The organism is Sphingobacterium sp. SRCM116780 (assembly GCF_021442025.1).
Classification (GTDB): Bacteria; Bacteroidota; Bacteroidia; order Sphingobacteriales; family Sphingobacteriaceae; genus Sphingobacterium.
Map to the genome: position 1 here is coordinate 2,416,257 of NZ_CP090446.1, position 16,280 is coordinate 2,432,536.

The 16,280-nt window shown below is 36.2% G+C and carries 11 protein-coding genes; 8 read left to right on the forward strand and 3 right to left on the reverse strand.

Annotated features, from left to right (window positions below):
* The first annotated feature begins 16 nt into the window (after positions 1 to 16).
* Genes LZQ00_RS10420 through bglX form a run of 4 tightly spaced genes read left to right on the forward strand, consistent with a single transcriptional unit; the run spans position 17 to position 6,981 of the window.
* Positions 17 to 1,543: a RagB/SusD family nutrient uptake outer membrane protein gene (locus LZQ00_RS10420; protein WP_234509223.1), complete on the forward strand. Its 1,527-nt coding sequence runs from the start codon at positions 17 to 19 to the stop codon at positions 1,541 to 1,543.
* Positions 1,544 to 1,590: 47 nt separating this feature from the next.
* On the forward strand, positions 1,591 to 2,931 hold the full coding sequence (locus LZQ00_RS10425; protein ID WP_234509224.1) for a glucoamylase family protein: 1,341 nt from the start codon (positions 1,591 to 1,593) through the stop codon (positions 2,929 to 2,931).
* A gap of 8 nt (positions 2,932 to 2,939) precedes the next feature.
* Positions 2,940 to 4,703 carry a family 43 glycosylhydrolase gene (locus tag LZQ00_RS10430; RefSeq protein WP_234509225.1) on the forward strand — a complete coding sequence of 588 codons (1,764 nt, stop codon included), beginning with the start codon at positions 2,940 to 2,942 and terminating at the stop codon, positions 4,701 to 4,703.
* 1 nt (position 4,704) lies between these two features.
* Positions 4,705 to 6,981, forward strand: coding sequence for a beta-glucosidase BglX (gene bglX / locus LZQ00_RS10435; RefSeq protein ID WP_262910905.1), 2,277 nt, complete (start codon positions 4,705 to 4,707; stop codon positions 6,979 to 6,981).
* 63 nt (positions 6,982 to 7,044) lie between these two features.
* On the opposite strand, the gene LZQ00_RS10440 is transcribed toward bglX, so the two are convergent.
* The gene (locus LZQ00_RS10440; protein WP_234509226.1) at positions 7,045 to 8,976 is read right to left on the reverse strand and encodes an LTA synthase family protein; all 1,932 of its coding nucleotides are present in this window, start codon (positions 8,974 to 8,976) and stop codon (positions 7,045 to 7,047) included.
* Positions 8,977 to 8,985: 9 nt separating this feature from the next.
* Positions 8,986 to 10,866, reverse strand: a complete 1,881-nt coding sequence (locus LZQ00_RS10445) for an LTA synthase family protein (protein WP_234509227.1) — start codon at positions 10,864 to 10,866, stop codon at positions 8,986 to 8,988.
* Between the two features lie 324 nt (positions 10,867 to 11,190).
* On the opposite strand from LZQ00_RS10445, the gene LZQ00_RS10450 reads away from it, so the two are divergent.
* The 4 genes from LZQ00_RS10450 (at position 11,191) to LZQ00_RS10465 (ending at position 15,685) form a co-directional block, all read left to right on the forward strand.
* Positions 11,191 to 13,806 (forward strand): valine--tRNA ligase, encoded by a 2,616-nt coding sequence (locus LZQ00_RS10450; RefSeq protein WP_234509228.1) that lies wholly within the window; start codon positions 11,191 to 11,193, stop codon positions 13,804 to 13,806.
* A 295-nt stretch (positions 13,807 to 14,101) separates the two neighbouring features.
* Complete coding sequence (locus tag LZQ00_RS10455) at positions 14,102 to 14,977, forward strand: hypothetical protein (protein ID WP_234509229.1); 876 nt, start codon at positions 14,102 to 14,104, stop codon at positions 14,975 to 14,977.
* 142 nt (positions 14,978 to 15,119) lie between these two features.
* The gene (locus LZQ00_RS10460; RefSeq protein ID WP_234509230.1) at positions 15,120 to 15,314 is read left to right on the forward strand and encodes a YqaE/Pmp3 family membrane protein; all 195 of its coding nucleotides are present in this window, start codon (positions 15,120 to 15,122) and stop codon (positions 15,312 to 15,314) included.
* 74 nt (positions 15,315 to 15,388) lie between these two features.
* Positions 15,389 to 15,685, forward strand: coding sequence for a DUF4342 domain-containing protein (locus LZQ00_RS10465; protein WP_234509231.1), 297 nt, complete (start codon positions 15,389 to 15,391; stop codon positions 15,683 to 15,685).
* 57 nt (positions 15,686 to 15,742) lie between these two features.
* On the opposite strand, the gene LZQ00_RS10470 is transcribed toward LZQ00_RS10465, so the two are convergent.
* Positions 15,743 to 16,165, reverse strand: a complete 423-nt coding sequence (locus tag LZQ00_RS10470) for a Dabb family protein (RefSeq protein ID WP_234509232.1) — start codon at positions 16,163 to 16,165, stop codon at positions 15,743 to 15,745.
* Positions 16,166 to 16,280: the final 115 nt, after the last annotated feature.

Here is a 16,280-nt window from a genome sequence, read left to right on the forward strand (position 1 = left end):
ATTTAGATTAATCAATATGAAAAATTATATAAAATTTGCTTTACTTTCAGGATCGCTAATATTAGGGAGTTGTTCAAAAGATTTTTTGGATCGTCCCTTAGAAAATACAAGTCCTGCAGAAAGTGTCGATTATACAGACTTAAGCCTGATGTATCAACCTGTTTCGGGTGTATACAGAAATGCTGGTAAAGCGGCTCCAGGATTTGTCCACTGGGTAGATTTAGGTATTCGTGGTGTACGTGGAGATGATTTGAACAAAGGTAGCTCCACACTCGATCAATCACCTTTAACGGATATCAAATACTTTAGAAATACAGGTATTTCTGTTCAGAATTTTTGGGGGATGAACAACTGTTGGACAGATTATTATGGCTTTATCTTTTATTGTAATGAAGCATTAGCAGAATTGGATAAATTTGCTGCTAATATTCCAGCGTCCGATGCGGCATCATTAGCCCGAAATAAAAGCTATAAAGGAGAACTGAGATTTTTAAGAGCCTTTGCTCATTTAACGGTATCGCGTGTGTTTGGTGATGTGCCTATTTTAACGGATAACGCGATGATCAATGAGGTTCCAAAAAGTACAGTTGATCAAGTTCGTCAATTTATTATTGATGAAATGGATCTTTCGATCCCAGACATGGAGGATGTGAGACCTAATCAAGCGAGTCACGTTGGCGCCGTAACCAAATATTCAGCTTTACTTTTAAAGGCAAAAGCGGCAACTGATTTGGCGAAAAATGATAATGGCAGTACATATTGGAATATTGTGCTTGATGCAACTAATCAAATCATCTCAAGCAACAAATTCAGCCTTTATGCTGATTATTATGAGTTATTCAAACGTCCAGGAAAACTAAGCAACGAGTCATTATATGAGATCCAATTTACTGATTTTGGAACAAGTAGTGGAACAGATGTAAGTCCAGATGCATTTTTTGCTTTCCAAGGTCCTTCAGGAAACCAACAGGGAAGTCCAATAAGTGGATGGGGATTTTTAACACCTTCTCAAAAAATAGTTGATTTCTTAACAGCGCGAGGGGAAGCAACTCGTCTAAAAACCACTATTCTTTATGCAGGTGCAACAACTTCTACTTTTGTAACAAGTCCAAGTGGCGATAATGTTTACGGAAATACCAATGGTGATAAATATTTTAATGGTAAGGTTTACTTTCCTAAAAATCAAATGACACCTGGAAGAACAAGCTACGGATCGGACAATAACGTACGTGTTTATCGTTATTCTGATGTGTTGCTGTTAAATGCAGAAGCAAAAATCAGAAAAGGTCAAAATGGAGATCAACAGCTGAATATGGTACGCAACCGTGTTGGTTTAGGTTCGATTACCAATGCGACATTACAACAGGTACTGGATGAAAGAAGAGCAGAATTTGCTTGTGAATGGTGGGGTGAACGTTACAATGATTTAGTCCGTACAGGTACTGCAGCAACTGCTTTGGCAGAATTTGGTTTTGTAGCAGGACAAAGTGAGTACTTACCAATACCTCAAGTACAAAAAGATTTAAATCAAAATTTAAACTAAACAATGGGTAGACATGAATTCGTTCATGTCTACTTTTTTACTTTCCTATGAAAACATCGACTTCTATACTCGTGATTTGCTTTGCATTTTTTTTCTCATGCAAAACAAATTCACATATACCTGCAGATAAAAACACTTCAAAATTAAGTGACGAGGCTTTATTGACGTTAATTCAAAAACAAACTTTTCAATACTTTTGGGATGGTGCTGAACCGACTTCTGGTATGGCAAGAGAACGTATACATATCGATGGTGTATATCCTGAAAATGATCAAAATGTCATTACCATTGGTGGTAGTGGTTTTGGTCTAATGGGGCTCCTCGTGGGTATTGAACGCCAATTTATTCCAAAACAAGAGGGCGAAAATCGTATTGCAAAAATCTTAGATTACCTTAAAAAAGCTGACCGTTTCCACGGGGCTTGGTCTCATTGGTATGAGGGTCCTACAGGCAAGGTAAAATCATTTAGTAAACAAGATGATGGAGCTGATGTTGTAGAAACAGCTTTCATGGCACAAGCATTGATTTGTGTACGTGAATATTATAAAAATGGTACAGCAAGCCAACAGAACATGGCGAAACAGGCTGATATGCTTTGGAAAGACATCGATTGGAATTTCTTCCGAAATGAAAAAGATGTCCTTTATTGGCATTGGAGTCCTACTTATGGCTGGGGAATGAACCATGCTATTCAAGGTTATGATGAATGCTTGATTACTTATATTCTAGCTGCATCCTCCCCTACTTTTGCGATTCCCGCTGATACTTATCATAAAGGATGGGCTCGAAGCGGAGCAATTGTTAGCAAGGAAACAAAATTTGGAATTCCTTTGGTACTCAAACACAATGCATCTCCAAATGCTGTTGGTCCACTATTCTGGGAACACTACTCGTATTTAGGATTAAATCCAAAAGGATTAAAAGATCAGTATGCGCATTACTGGGATGTTGTGAGCAACCACACAAAAATTAATATTGCTTATGCCAATCAAAATCCAAAAAATTATGTGGGATATGGTGGTGATAAAGGTTGGGGACTAACCGCAAGTTATTCGATTAAAGGATATGACGCTCACCATCCTGATAATGATCATGGTGTCATCAGCCCAACGGCAGCACTTTCTTCTATCGCCTATACACCAAAAGAAAGTCTGGCATTTGCTCATTATCTATATGAACATCTAGGTTCAAAAACTTGGGGAAAATATGGATTCTATGACGCCTATAGCGAAACGGCAAATTGGTATCCACAACGTTATTTAGCCATTGATCAAGGTCCTATTCTGGTTATGATTGAAAACTATAGATCTGGTTTGATGTGGAAATTGTTTATGGGTGCCCCTGATGTACAACAGGGATTAAATAAATTAGGTTTTACTACTGAATAGTTTTGAATATGAAATGGATCCGAGTTACGTTTCTAGTAAGTATACTATTTTTGCTTTCTACACAGGGAAAAGCACAAGAACAACAAAAGACCTATTGTAATCCTATTAATTTAGATTATGCCTATATACCTATCCCTAATTTTTCTGAATGGGGCAGGCATCGTGCAACTGCTGATCCTATGATTGTGAACTATAAAGGTGATTATTATCTATTCAGTACCAATCAATGGGGCTATTGGTGGAGTCCAGATCTATCACAATGGAATTTTGTGTCTAAGAAATTTCTACGGTCTTGGAATGGCAAAGTTTATGATGAGTTATGTGCTCCTGCCGTAGGTATTGTTGGAGATACTTTGCTGGTGTTTGGATCTACGTATACAGACAAATTCAGCATTTGGATGAGTACAAATCCCAAGGCCAATGAATGGAAACCTTTGGTGGACTCGTTTGCTATAGGGGGATGGGATCCTGATTTTTTTACGGATGATAATGGTCGGTTCTATATGTACAATGGTAGTAGCAATCGTTACCCTTTGTATGGAATTGAATTAAATCGAAAAACTATGGCGCCTATTGGCACCAGAAAAGAACTGTTATCGTTAGATGATTGGCGATACGGATGGCAACGTTTTGGCGAAAATATGGATAATACTTTTCTGGATCCTTTTTTAGAAGGAGCACATATGACCAAGCATAATGGGAAATACTACTTTCAATTTGCTGGCCCGGGAACAGAATTTAGTGGTTATGCTGATGGTGTGGCCGTTGGTGATACACCATTGGGTCCATTTGTATTGCAGTCGGATCCATTAAGCTATAAACCTGGAGGATTTGCTCGAGGCGCTGGACATGGGTCTACTTTCCAGGATAATGAAAAAAATTACTGGCATGTTTCCACCATTACGTTAGGAGTCAAAAACAATTTCGAACGTAGATTGGGCATCTGGCCAGCAGGTTTTGATCAGGATGGTGTCATGTTTACCAATACAGCTTTTGGAGATTATCCACATTATTTGCCAAATGGTTCCGGTGATCATCTTAAAAGTCGTTTTACTGGATGGATGCTCCTCAATTATAATAAACCTATACAGGTTTCATCCACTTTCGCCGCAAATTACGGACCTAACAATGCGGTAGATGAAAGTATGAAAACATATTGGAGCGCATCTTCAGGGAATAAAGGAGAATGGATACAGACTGATCTTGGCAAAATATCAACAGTAAAAGCTGTTCAGATTAACTACGCTGACCAAGATGTCGATAGTTCTTTCCTTGGAAAACAAGTCAATATATACCATCAGTATGTGCTATATGCTTCCTTAGATGGTAAAAAATGGCAAGTTATAGTAGATAAAAGCAAAAATAAAACGGATGTCCCACATGATTATGTGGCTTTATCAAAAACTGTTCAGGCACGTTACATCAAATTAGAAAATATACATATGCCTTCTGGTAAATTTGCGATCTCTGGTTTACGTGTATTTGGTAATGGTAACGGTGAAAAGCCTGAGCAAGTAAAACAATTTTTCGTTATGCGAACGGAAAAAGATAAACGTAGTGCCTGGATCAAGTGGCAACCTGTAGATGATGCCTATGCATATAATATCTATACAGGTTTAGCACCAGATAAACTCTATAATTGTATCATGGTACATAATGCAAATGAATACTATTATAAAGCAATGGATAGTCAAAAGCCTTATTATTTTACAATAGAGGCGATCAATGAAAACGGTGTGTCCTTACGACATGAAATTATAAAAATAGATTAAGATGAAAAAATGGTTGGTAACCTCAATTTTAACGGTGTCTACAGCTTTCACAACTTTTGCTCAAGATCATAAAATGGATAAATTCATTTTGGACTTAATGAACAAAATGACTGTGGAAGAGAAGATTGGACAGTTAAATTTGGTAACAGGTGGTGAAGCGGTAACGGGAACATCTGTCAGTACAGGTGTAGAATCTAAAATCAAAGCTGGTCAGATTGGTGGAATATTCAGCATGAGTACACCATCAAAAATTAGAGCTACACAGGAATTAGCAATTAAACAATCACGTCTGAAAATTCCGATTATATTTGGAATGGATGTAATACATGGTTATAAAACCTTATTTCCAATACCACTTGGTTTAGCTGCGACTTGGGATATTGGATTAATTCAAGAAACAGCTCGTATTGCCGCAACAGAAGCAGCGGCTGATGGGATCAATTGGACATTCTCCCCTATGGTCGATATTTCCCGTGATCCCAGATGGGGGCGTTTCTCTGAAGGTAGTGGCGAAGATCCTTATTTAGGTTCTCGTATAGCGGAGGCCATGGTAAAAGGATATCAAGGGGATGATTTAAAAGCGATCAATACACTTATGGCATGTGTCAAACACTTTGCCCTATATGGTGCTGCAGAATCGGGTCGGGATTACAACACGACTGATATGAGTTTACATCGGATGTATAATGAGTATTTCCCTCCTTATAAAGCAGCGATTGATGCTGGAGCGGGTACGGTTATGACTTCTTTCAATGACATCAATGGTGTTCCCGCAACAGCGAATCATTGGTTAGTTACCGATGTGCTTCGCAAACAATGGGGATTTAAAGGGATGGTCGTGACCGATTACACGGGTGTGAATGAATTGATGGCCCATGGGTTGGGAGACTTGCAGCAAGTATCAGCGCTATCTTTACAGGCTGGAGTGGATATGGATATGGTTGGGGAAGGTTTTCTGACGACTTTAAAGAAGTCTTTACAAGAGGATAAGGTAAAAATGGCCGACATTGACAGAGCTTGTCGCAATATTTTAGAGGCTAAATACAAACTAGGTTTATTTGACGATCCTTATCGGTATTGTAATGAAGAGCGTGCAAAAAAAGAAATTTTGAGTGCTGATCATCTTCAAAAAACACGTGAAGTTGCTGGTAAGTCATTTGTTTTATTAAAAAATGATAACCAAACTCTTCCTTTAGCAAAAAAAGGTAAAGTAGCTTTAATCGGCCCCTTGGGTAATACAGGCAGTAATATGCCTGGAACCTGGAGTGTGAGTGCTGATCTTGCGAAAACCCCTTCCCTACTTCAAGGGATGCGGGACGCACTAGGTAAACAAGTGGATATATCTTACACTTTGGGTAGTAATCTATTGGAAGATGCCACATACCAAGAGCGGGCAACGATGTTTGGTCGTACAATCCCTCGCGATGAGCGCGATGAAGCCAGCTTGATTCAAGAAGCAGTTGAAGCTGCAAATCATGCTGATGTCGTAGTTGCTGCATTGGGAGAAAGTTCTGAAATGAGTGGAGAAAGCTCTAGCCGAACAGAAATCGGGATACCTGCTATTCAACAAAGATTATTGCAAGCTTTACTAAAAACAGGAAAACCAGTTATTTTAGTTTTATTTACAGGTAGGCCGTTGACCTTAACTTGGGAACAAGAGCATGTTCCTGCGATCTTAAATGTATGGTTTGGTGGTACAGAAACAGGAAAAGCAGTAGCTGATGTTTTGTTTGGGGATGTCAATCCTTCAGGTAAGTTACCTGCAACGTTTCCAAAGAATGTGGGTCAAATCCCGTTATATTATAATGCGAAACACACAGGTCGTCCATTAGATACTACGCCTTGGTTCCAAAAATTCAAATCAAACTATTTAGATGTGGATAATAACCCTCTTTACCCTTTTGGATTTGGTCTGAGTTATTCTTCCTTCCAATATGATCATTTAAACGTAAGTCGCTCCGCATTTTCAAAAGGAGAAACGATACAAGTTTCTGTTGATGTTCAAAACACAGGTAAATATGATGGTGATGAAGTTGTACAACTTTATATTCATGATCTAGTGGGTTCTGTAACACGTCCTGTAAAAGAATTGAAAGGTTTTCAGAAAGTCCATTTCAAAGCTGGAGAAAAGAAAACTATTACTTTTCAGATCAGTGAAAATGATTTAAAATTCTATAATAATGAATTGCAATTCGTTTGTGAACCTGGACAGTTCGAGGTATTTATAGGTACAAATTCAAGAGATGTGTTGAAGGGTTCATTTGAATTCAAAAACTAATTTACGCTTCTTATAAACAAAAAAAAGCAGAACGATGTTCTGCTTTTTTTTGTTTACTTCAATTTAATGGCCATCGTAAATGAGCTTATTTCCAATCATCCGATTATTGTATTGTTGTTGAAAGGCTTTAAATTTAGTTTCCATTGTATCCAGTACGACAGGATGTTCATTTAGCAAGTCCTTCTTCATGAATCGATCTTCTTTTAGATTATGTAACGAAACATTTTTTGTTCCATCGTTAATCAGTAAATAATCTTTATAATAGAAATTATAGGTTCCTGCATTGTTATTTACGACAAAGTTTTCCTTTGTTGGATTCAAGGCATCAAAGCCAAATGCAAAATACGGTTTATCGTAGTTCAAATAATTCAATACAGTTGGCATAATATCAATCTGCTGTGCCAACTTATCAGCCCTACCCCTTAACTCTCCTCCAGGCGTATAGAGGATAATTGGAATAGCAAAACTATTGGCTGCAGTTTTGTATTCTGGCAATGCACTTACAGTAGCATGATCCGCACAAATCACAAACAATGTATTTTTGTACCAAGGCATAGTAGCGGCAGTTTTGAAAAATTGTCTTAACGCATTGTCGGTATAACCTATAGGCTCTTGTACAGGAAGTTCTCCTTTCGGAAATACACCTTGATATTTTTCAGGCACCTTAAACGGATGATGTGAGGACAATGAAAAGAAACTTGCAAAAAAAGGCTGTTTAAAAGTATTGATTTTATTGGCCATAAATTGCATAAAAGGTTCATCCCAAATTCCCCAAATACCATCGAAGTCTGCATCATTATTGTATTCATTCTTACCAAAATAATGCTGAATACCCGCTAATTTCATATATGCCGAAAAGCCCATGCTACCATTTGGAGCGCCATGAAAGAAGGCTGTTTCATAGCCCTCGTCTCCCAATAATTTCGCGATACTCGTTGTTTTGTTACCTGAATAAACCGATAATACAAAAGGTTCTCCTACAGAAGGAACTCCTGTGATGACAGATGGTAATGCATCGATTGATTTACGCCCATTGGCATATGTATGCTCAAAGGTATAGCCTTCTCGAATCAAAGAGTCCAAGAAAGGTGTAAATCCTTTGTAATTTCCTCCCTGAATATCTTTATTCAGTTCACCAAAATGTTCTTTGGCAAAACTTTCCAAAATCAAGAAAACCACATTCATTTTTTTGAAAGGGACTTTACTTTGTGGATAATGGATAGGATTATAAATGGCTGCAATCTCTTGATCAGAGTAGATATGAATGGGTTTTAAATTCACCGCTTTCAGCGTTTTCATTAAGCTAAAGGGGGTATTTAAAACAATATTCATCTCTTCTGGATTGATTACATAATCCCCGGCATTACTCAATGTAATCGGTCTTGTACTGTGTGCCCATCCACCACGAACTCCCCCTATAAAAAGAAAAATAGCAAATAAAAACATAACCGATTGCAGGCTATAGGTCGTCCATTTAAACGATACAGGACGTAGCACTTGCACGAGATGATATAATTTGATTAAACCATATACCAATAACGCAAATAGGATGAAGAGATACCAATAATCCAAACAGAAATCAAAGGCTAATTTCAGGAGATTTTCTTCATGTGCAAATTGATCAAATACGGTTCCTGTAGTACGTTTTAGGGTAAATGGGTAGTAAGCGAAATCAGCCAAATTTAAGGCTATACCTATAGCATTAGTGACAATAAAGATCCATTTCGCTACTTTTTGATACGTAAGATTATACTTAAATGGTGCTGGTATGATCTGTAACAGAATATAAAGGGCATTCAAATATAGCAATGCGACAAGATCAAACTTAACACCTCCCCATAGCATAAATAAAAGACGCTCTGTACTGATATTGGGAAATAAAGAGTGATTGATCCAATAAAAACCTAGTCTTAGAAAACAGTAAATCAATAACAAGAATAGGAATCGGATCACTAATCCTACATATGGTGCAAATGGACCTTTCAACTTTATCATTGTTTCTCGTTAATATTTTAAAAATTCTTTATAGACTTCTTGATAATAAGCTTTTCCAATATTCAATAAGCTATCTGTTTTTGCCGTTGAATAATGACTATTTTGTTTAAAATTGATAATTTTCCCCACATTATCAAAGCTCACCACCTGTTCTGGTGTAATAACTCCAAATGCATCTTTAGAATTATAAAATGCAATCTGAGGAGTTGTAGGATTAAACAAATCTCGACTCCAATGATATCTTGTGGAAGGAAGGTTTAATTGATGAAGCAGGGTGGCTACAATATCTGTTTGATTACCAATTCGATTAAATTTGCGTCCTCTAAACTCAGGTTTGATCACATCTCCAAAAAATAATAAGGGAATATGGAAACGGTTAGGTTGTGACAATTCCCATTTTTCAGCAGGTAACCGATGTCCATGGTCAGCAACAACAACAAATAAAGTATTTTTATACCAACTTTTTGCTTTTGCTTGGTTAATGAAATCATAAACAACAGAATCAGTATAGTAGGCTGTACTTCTGAATTTATCCGCATTCGTTTTATCACCAAATTTATATCCATCTTTCAAATTAAAAGGTTCATGATTGATCAGGGTAAAAATGGTGGAAAAGAAAGGTTTTTGTTCGGTATCAAAATCATGCAACATACGATTTAGAACCACATGATCATAAACTCCCCATGATGCTCGGTCTGCATCAACGCCAAAACTGGCATTATCAACGACCTTGGGAACTCCATGTGTTAACATGTACGATTTAAAATTGTAAAACTCACTTTGTCCTCCATGATAAAAAGAACCATGATAACCGGCTGTACTCAGTTCCTGACCTATAGCAGGTAGGTTTTCATGCTTATCAATATATTTAATAATACTTTCGGGCCCCTGTGCAGGGAAAGCACTAAAAATACCGATCATTCCCTTATCCGATCGATCTGCAGCAGCATAGATATGATCGAAGAATACACCTTGACCAATCAGTTTTTCAAAGTTTGGTGTAATTCCTTTTTCTCCCCCCATAGATTGAATCAAGTCCCCCACAAAACTTTCTAACATAACTACGACAATATTTGGACGTTTTTCTGTCAGTATGGAGATAGAAGAATCAGGGTTTGCTTCAAAAGCTGGTTTTAAAACGGCTTGTAATTGTGCCTCATCCGCATAAAATGTATAGGGACTTTTTAAACGCGTACTCTTTGAAAAGTAATCTCGTAATAATGCCCATTGTGTATTTACAGCTGCATGATTATAAAAACTTTGTTCAGAATAATACGCTTTGCTTGGGTTTAAAGTTGCCCTTCCATAACCTCCTCGAATAAACGTGAATAATAATAAGGCACCAATAACAAATTTAATTCCATTCTGCCAAGGAGATTTGATATTATAGAAATGTACCTTTTTGAACATCCAACGATATAGAAAATACCCGACAACAATGCCTACGATCATACCAAAAATAGGGAAAAATATGGGGGTAGATTCTGCTGATGCAACAGCTCCGGAAGGTGATGCGAAAAAAGCATCAATAGCACGCTTCGAAATCTTGTCTCCCCATTCTCTATAAATATTGATATTAATAAAGGAAACGACAAAATAAACAACTAATAATACTATAGTATAAATGTCTAGAACCTTTCTTTTGTAATGTACGTTTGGTAAAAATGATAAAATGCAATACAGCAAAAAAGGAATGACACATAGATAAGATACTGCGGAAAAATCCAGGCTAAGCCCATGATAATAGATCTTGAATACCTCAGCAAAGTTTTTAAAACCTATTTTTTCGAAAAAACTAGCTATAAACAGCAATCGGTCGATGAAACATATAATGAGCCAAAATAAGAAGTATTGAGTTAATGCCTTTAACTCATTGGCAATTCTATTCATTTTTAGTAATTATTTAAAACACGCAAATGTACGGTATTTCAATAATATTAGACGGATATGTTATGATAATATTATAAAAATATTATCATATGATAAATTTTATTTCCTTATCATAGTAATCAACCCGCAATAACAATAAAATTCAAGTTATCAATACTTTACAGAAAGGCTGAAACATCCTGCTCATTTTTTCTCCTTCATATTTTACTTATTCTAAATTATGCAGAAAAATCAGAGAAATAGCATTCATTAAATAGAAATATTAAAGTTCAATAAAACAACTAAAATCATTAAATTTGCAAACGATTTTGAAAAAAAATTATCATGAGCATAGCAAAAACTTACAATCCTAAAGAAGCTGAAGACAAATGGTACAGCTATTGGATGGAGAATGGATTTTTCCGTTCGACACCTGACGAGCGTGAACCATATACGATCGTAATACCTCCACCAAATGTCACTGGAGTATTGCACATGGGACATATGTTGAATAATACGATTCAAGATGTATTGATTCGTCGTGCACGTATGCAAGGTAAAAATGCTTGTTGGATACCTGGTACAGATCATGCATCTATTGCCACAGAAGCTAAGGTTGTAGCGATGTTAAAAGAACAAGGAATTGATAAAAAATCATTATCGCGTGAGGATTTTTTAACATATGCTTGGGAATGGAAAGAAAAATATGGGGGTATTATATTAAAACAACTCGAAAAACTAGGTGCTTCTTGTGATTGGGAACGTACAAAGTTTACAATGGATGCCGATCTTTCAGAATCTGTAATCGATACGTTTATCAAATTTTATAAAGAAGGTTATATCTACCGTGGTGTACGGATGGTAAACTGGGATCCTCAGGGAAAAACGGCTTTATCAGATGAAGAGGTTATCCGTAAAGAGGTAAATCAAAAATTATACTATATCCGCTATAAGATCAAAGATTCCGATGAGTTCATCCTGATCGCTACGACTCGTCCAGAGACGATTATGGCAGATGCTGCGATCTGTATTCATCCGAATGATGAACGTTATACGCATTTAAAAGGTAAAACAGCTATCGTTCCTTTAGTAAATCGTGAAATTCCGATCATCGAAGATGAATATGTGGAGATGGAGTTTGGTACAGGTTGTTTAAAAGTAACTCCGGCACATGATTTAAATGACTACGCTTTAGGACAAAAACATAATTTAGAAATCATTGATCTATTGAACGACGATGGTACGCTAAATGCGAATGCACAAATCTTAATCGGAGAAGACCGTTTCATAGCACGTAAAAAAATTGCGAAGTTATTGGAAGAGGTGGATCAAATCGAGAAAGTCGAAGATTACAAATCGCAAGTAGGTTTCTCAGAACGTACTGACGCTGCTATTGAACCTAAATTATCGATGCAATGGTGGTGTAAAATGGATCAATTGGCACAACCTGCACTTGATTATGTTGTGAGTGGAGAGGTGAACCTAATCCCAGATAAATTCACATCCAGCTATAAACATTGGATGGAAAATGTCAAAGATTGGTGTATTTCACGTCAATTATGGTGGGGACAACGTATACCTGCATGGTATAATGAAAAAAACGAATGGGTAGTAGCCAAAACTGAAGCGGAAGCGATTCAAGAATTTGAAGCACAAGGTAAAGTTGTTGAATCCATACGTCAAGAAGATGATGTCTTAGACACTTGGTTTTCTTCCGGCTTGTGGCCTATGTCGGTGTTTGATGGTGTTCGTAATCCTGATAATGAAGATTTCAAGTATTACTACCCAACAAATGATCTGGTAACAGCACCTGAGATTTTATTTTTCTGGGTAGCACGTATGATGATCATGGGTCATGCCTATACAGGAAAAGCTCCTTTCAAAAACGTATACCTAACGGGGATTGTTCGCGATAAGCTAGGTCGTAAAATGTCTAAATCATTAGGCAACTCTCCTGACCCCATTGAATTAATGGGACAGTATGGTACTGATGGTGTTCGTGTAGGGATGTTACTATCATCTCCTGCAGGAAACGACTTGATGTTTGATGTCTCTTATTGTGAGCAAGGTCGTAATTTTGCAAATAAAATTTGGAATGCTTTCCGTTTAGTTAAAGGTTGGGAAACCATTGATAGTCCTGCCACAGAAGCTCAAAAAACAGCTGCTCTGTGGTTTGATAGTAAATTTAATGCCACATTAATAGAGATAGAAGACCACTTTAATCATTATCGTTTATCTGATGCCTTGATGTCTACCTATAAATTGGTGTGGGATGATTTCTGTGCTTGGTATTTAGAATTGGTTAAACCGCCATATCAAGCTCCTATTGAATACGAAACTTTTGAGGTCGTAAAAGATTTTTTCAAACGCATTCTGACTTTGGTTCATCCATTTATGCCTTTTCTATCTGAAGAGTTATGGCATGATGAATTATTTGGAGAACGTGATCCACAAGACTGTATCATCGTAGCAGAATTTCCTACTGTTGGCACTATCGATGAAAAAATCATCAAGGAGTTTACATTTGTTCAACAGATCATTTCTGAAGTTCGTAACATCCGTAACACGAAACAGATTTCTCCGAAAGTTGCATTGCCTTTGGCGATAAATGCAACAGAAATTGATTTCACGAAATACCAAGAAAGTATTATCAAATTGGCTAATATATCCTCGTTAACGTTTGTTCAAGAGAAAGTAACAGGGGCGATCAGTTTCTTGGCAGGTAAAGATGAATGTTATATCGCTTTAGAAGAAAATATTGACGTAGATGCAGAACGTGAGCGAATTACAAAAGAAATCGACTATTTACAAGGATTTCTGGTTTCAGTAGATAAAAAATTATCAAATGAGCGTTTTGTACAAAATGCAAAACCTGAGATCATTCAAAATGAACAAAACAAAAAAGCAGATGCTGAATCCAAAATTAAGATCTTAGCGGAAAGCTTAGCAAGTTTATCTTAATTGATTATATCTAATGTAAAAAGGCTAGTTCTCGAATTGAAAACTAGCCTTTTTACATTAGATGAAATCTCCCCCCTTTCCAATCGTCAACATACGTACACAATCTTTATTTGTTCAGCTTCAGTAGTGATCAAGAATTATATAGCAGCTGTCAATTTTTATATGTACTAAAGTCAATGTTAAAATTTATATATCAAATAATTCACCCGATATTTGGACTAAAATTTGTAATTAAGATTTCGGTTGATATAAAGAACGAAATACAAACTATTAAAAACATAAGATCGTTTACAATATGAAAAAAACAGCTATCCTATTCTTATTTTCTCTAGCTATATTATTCGCTTATGCCCAAGAGAAACCTGCTGCTTATGTCGTGAGTAAAGAATACAATTTATGGAATTTTCAAAAGGGTGATACGGCTTATGTTTTCGCAGATATGGCCTATATACGTGATTATCCAGACTCCAAATCAAAATTAATAGATTCTCTACCAGAAGGTGCAACAGTCTTAATTGCAAGTGAGGGTTATAATGGCAATAAAATTAGAGGTTTTTATGCTCCTTGGTATAAAATAACTTATTTAAAAGATAATCGCAAAAAAGAAGGTTTTATTTGGCTAGGTCTCTTGGCTCTCCATAGTATACAGAATGAAGATGGTGAACAATTCATCTATGGTTTCAAAAAATTTAAATCTGCAACTGAAGATGAGGCTTCTTATTATGATGCCGAAATAAAGGTATTTGATAGGGAAAAGAAATGTATCGCTCGTGCTACTTATCAAGCTTCTGTAGACGGGCAGACGGGTACGGAAACTAAAATTTTAGCAGGAATGGGTTTAAAAAACATTAAAAATATACATCGATCAGCTTTTTTAGGTGAGGCATGTGGCATAGCTACCCAATATTATTATTTTGCCTGGAATGGTCAAAACCTGATTCGCTTTCCCGATAAAATGTCTGTCGCTGATGCTAGTGTATTTTATCATGAAGAGACTATTTTATTTCCCTCCGAGCATAAAGGTGATCAAACGATGATTTACAAAAAAATAGTAGAGGCTGAAAATAGCAACGAAAATTTGAATGATGAGCCTCAATATAAGGAAACGAAAAGTCAAATCAATTATACTTGGGATGGAACTACCTTAAGTCAAGTCTTAACAATGAAATAATAGTAGATTCTAAATTGAGCTGTATTTTTTATTCACCTTAATTTTTAAAATATTTACCGATATTTTAAGTGTATTCACCTAATTCTTATTAGAAATAAGTGAAGTTGCTTTTATCTTTGACACATATTTAAACACAATAGATATGATCTTAATAGCAGTATTATTACCATGGTTATCATTCTTTTTAAGAGGTAAGATTTTCTCTGGCCTTTTATGTCTGATATTGCAGTGCACACTAATTGGTTGGCTACCTGCAGCTATCTGGGCTGTAGCATCACGTGTTGATGGTAAAAACAAAACGAGATTTAACCAAATAAGGCGGAACCAATCTTATTAGTCTTGATCTTTTCCATATTTAATGAAGAAAAGCACGTATATTTAAAATAATATCAATTTAACTATCAACATATTATGAGCATAAAAGAAACATTTTCGATTAATGGTGAGAATTTATTAAAAAAAATAAAAGAACTCATTGCAGAAGGTAATGTGACCAAGATTAGCATCTCAGACAAAACAGGGAAAGAAATCATGAGCTTCCCCGTTACCGTTGGTGCTATTGGGCTTATCTTTGCACCTATCTTTGCAGCTGTAGGTGCTATGGCAGCACTTCTAACGGAATGTAAAATAACTGTTGAACGAAAGAATGATCAACACAACGATCATCAGGACACGACAGATTCCTCGCAAAACATTGAAGTAAAATAATATATCGCAAAGGGAGAAGTATTTTTCCCTTTGCTTCTTTCTTTGTTAGGAATGTTCTTAACGGATAAGTGTATCTTTTACTTCTACTTTCTTCCAATACTTGCTGTATTTTTCTATTGCAGCTAGGTGATCAGGGTGTTTTTCGTAGCTCGTTATTGCTTCAAGATCAGTAAAAACAAGCATAATATGATAAGAGAACGAATTGTCAACAACTGGCCTTGGATTGGTCGCTGCAGGTTTACCTGTATGGAAAGATACGATACCCGATATTTTTTTTAGAATTTCAAAAAAGTTTAAAAAATCATGTTCCTCTTCTTCTGTAATACCATCTTTCAACCAGAAATAAACGCTATGAAAGATAAATCCTACTTGTAAAGAATCTTCTGTTTTATTCTTTTGATCCGTATTCGTACACGATTGCAGGACAGTTCCTGTAGTACTTACAATGGCTAATGATTTTAAAAATTTCTTTCTTTCCATGGGTTTCATATTGATTATGTCGAATATACATAGAAAAAAAGAGATTGCCAATCGTGTAAAAAGGATAAAAAACAATAGTCAATTTTGAAGAAATAAGGCATTGTTTTTGATTAAT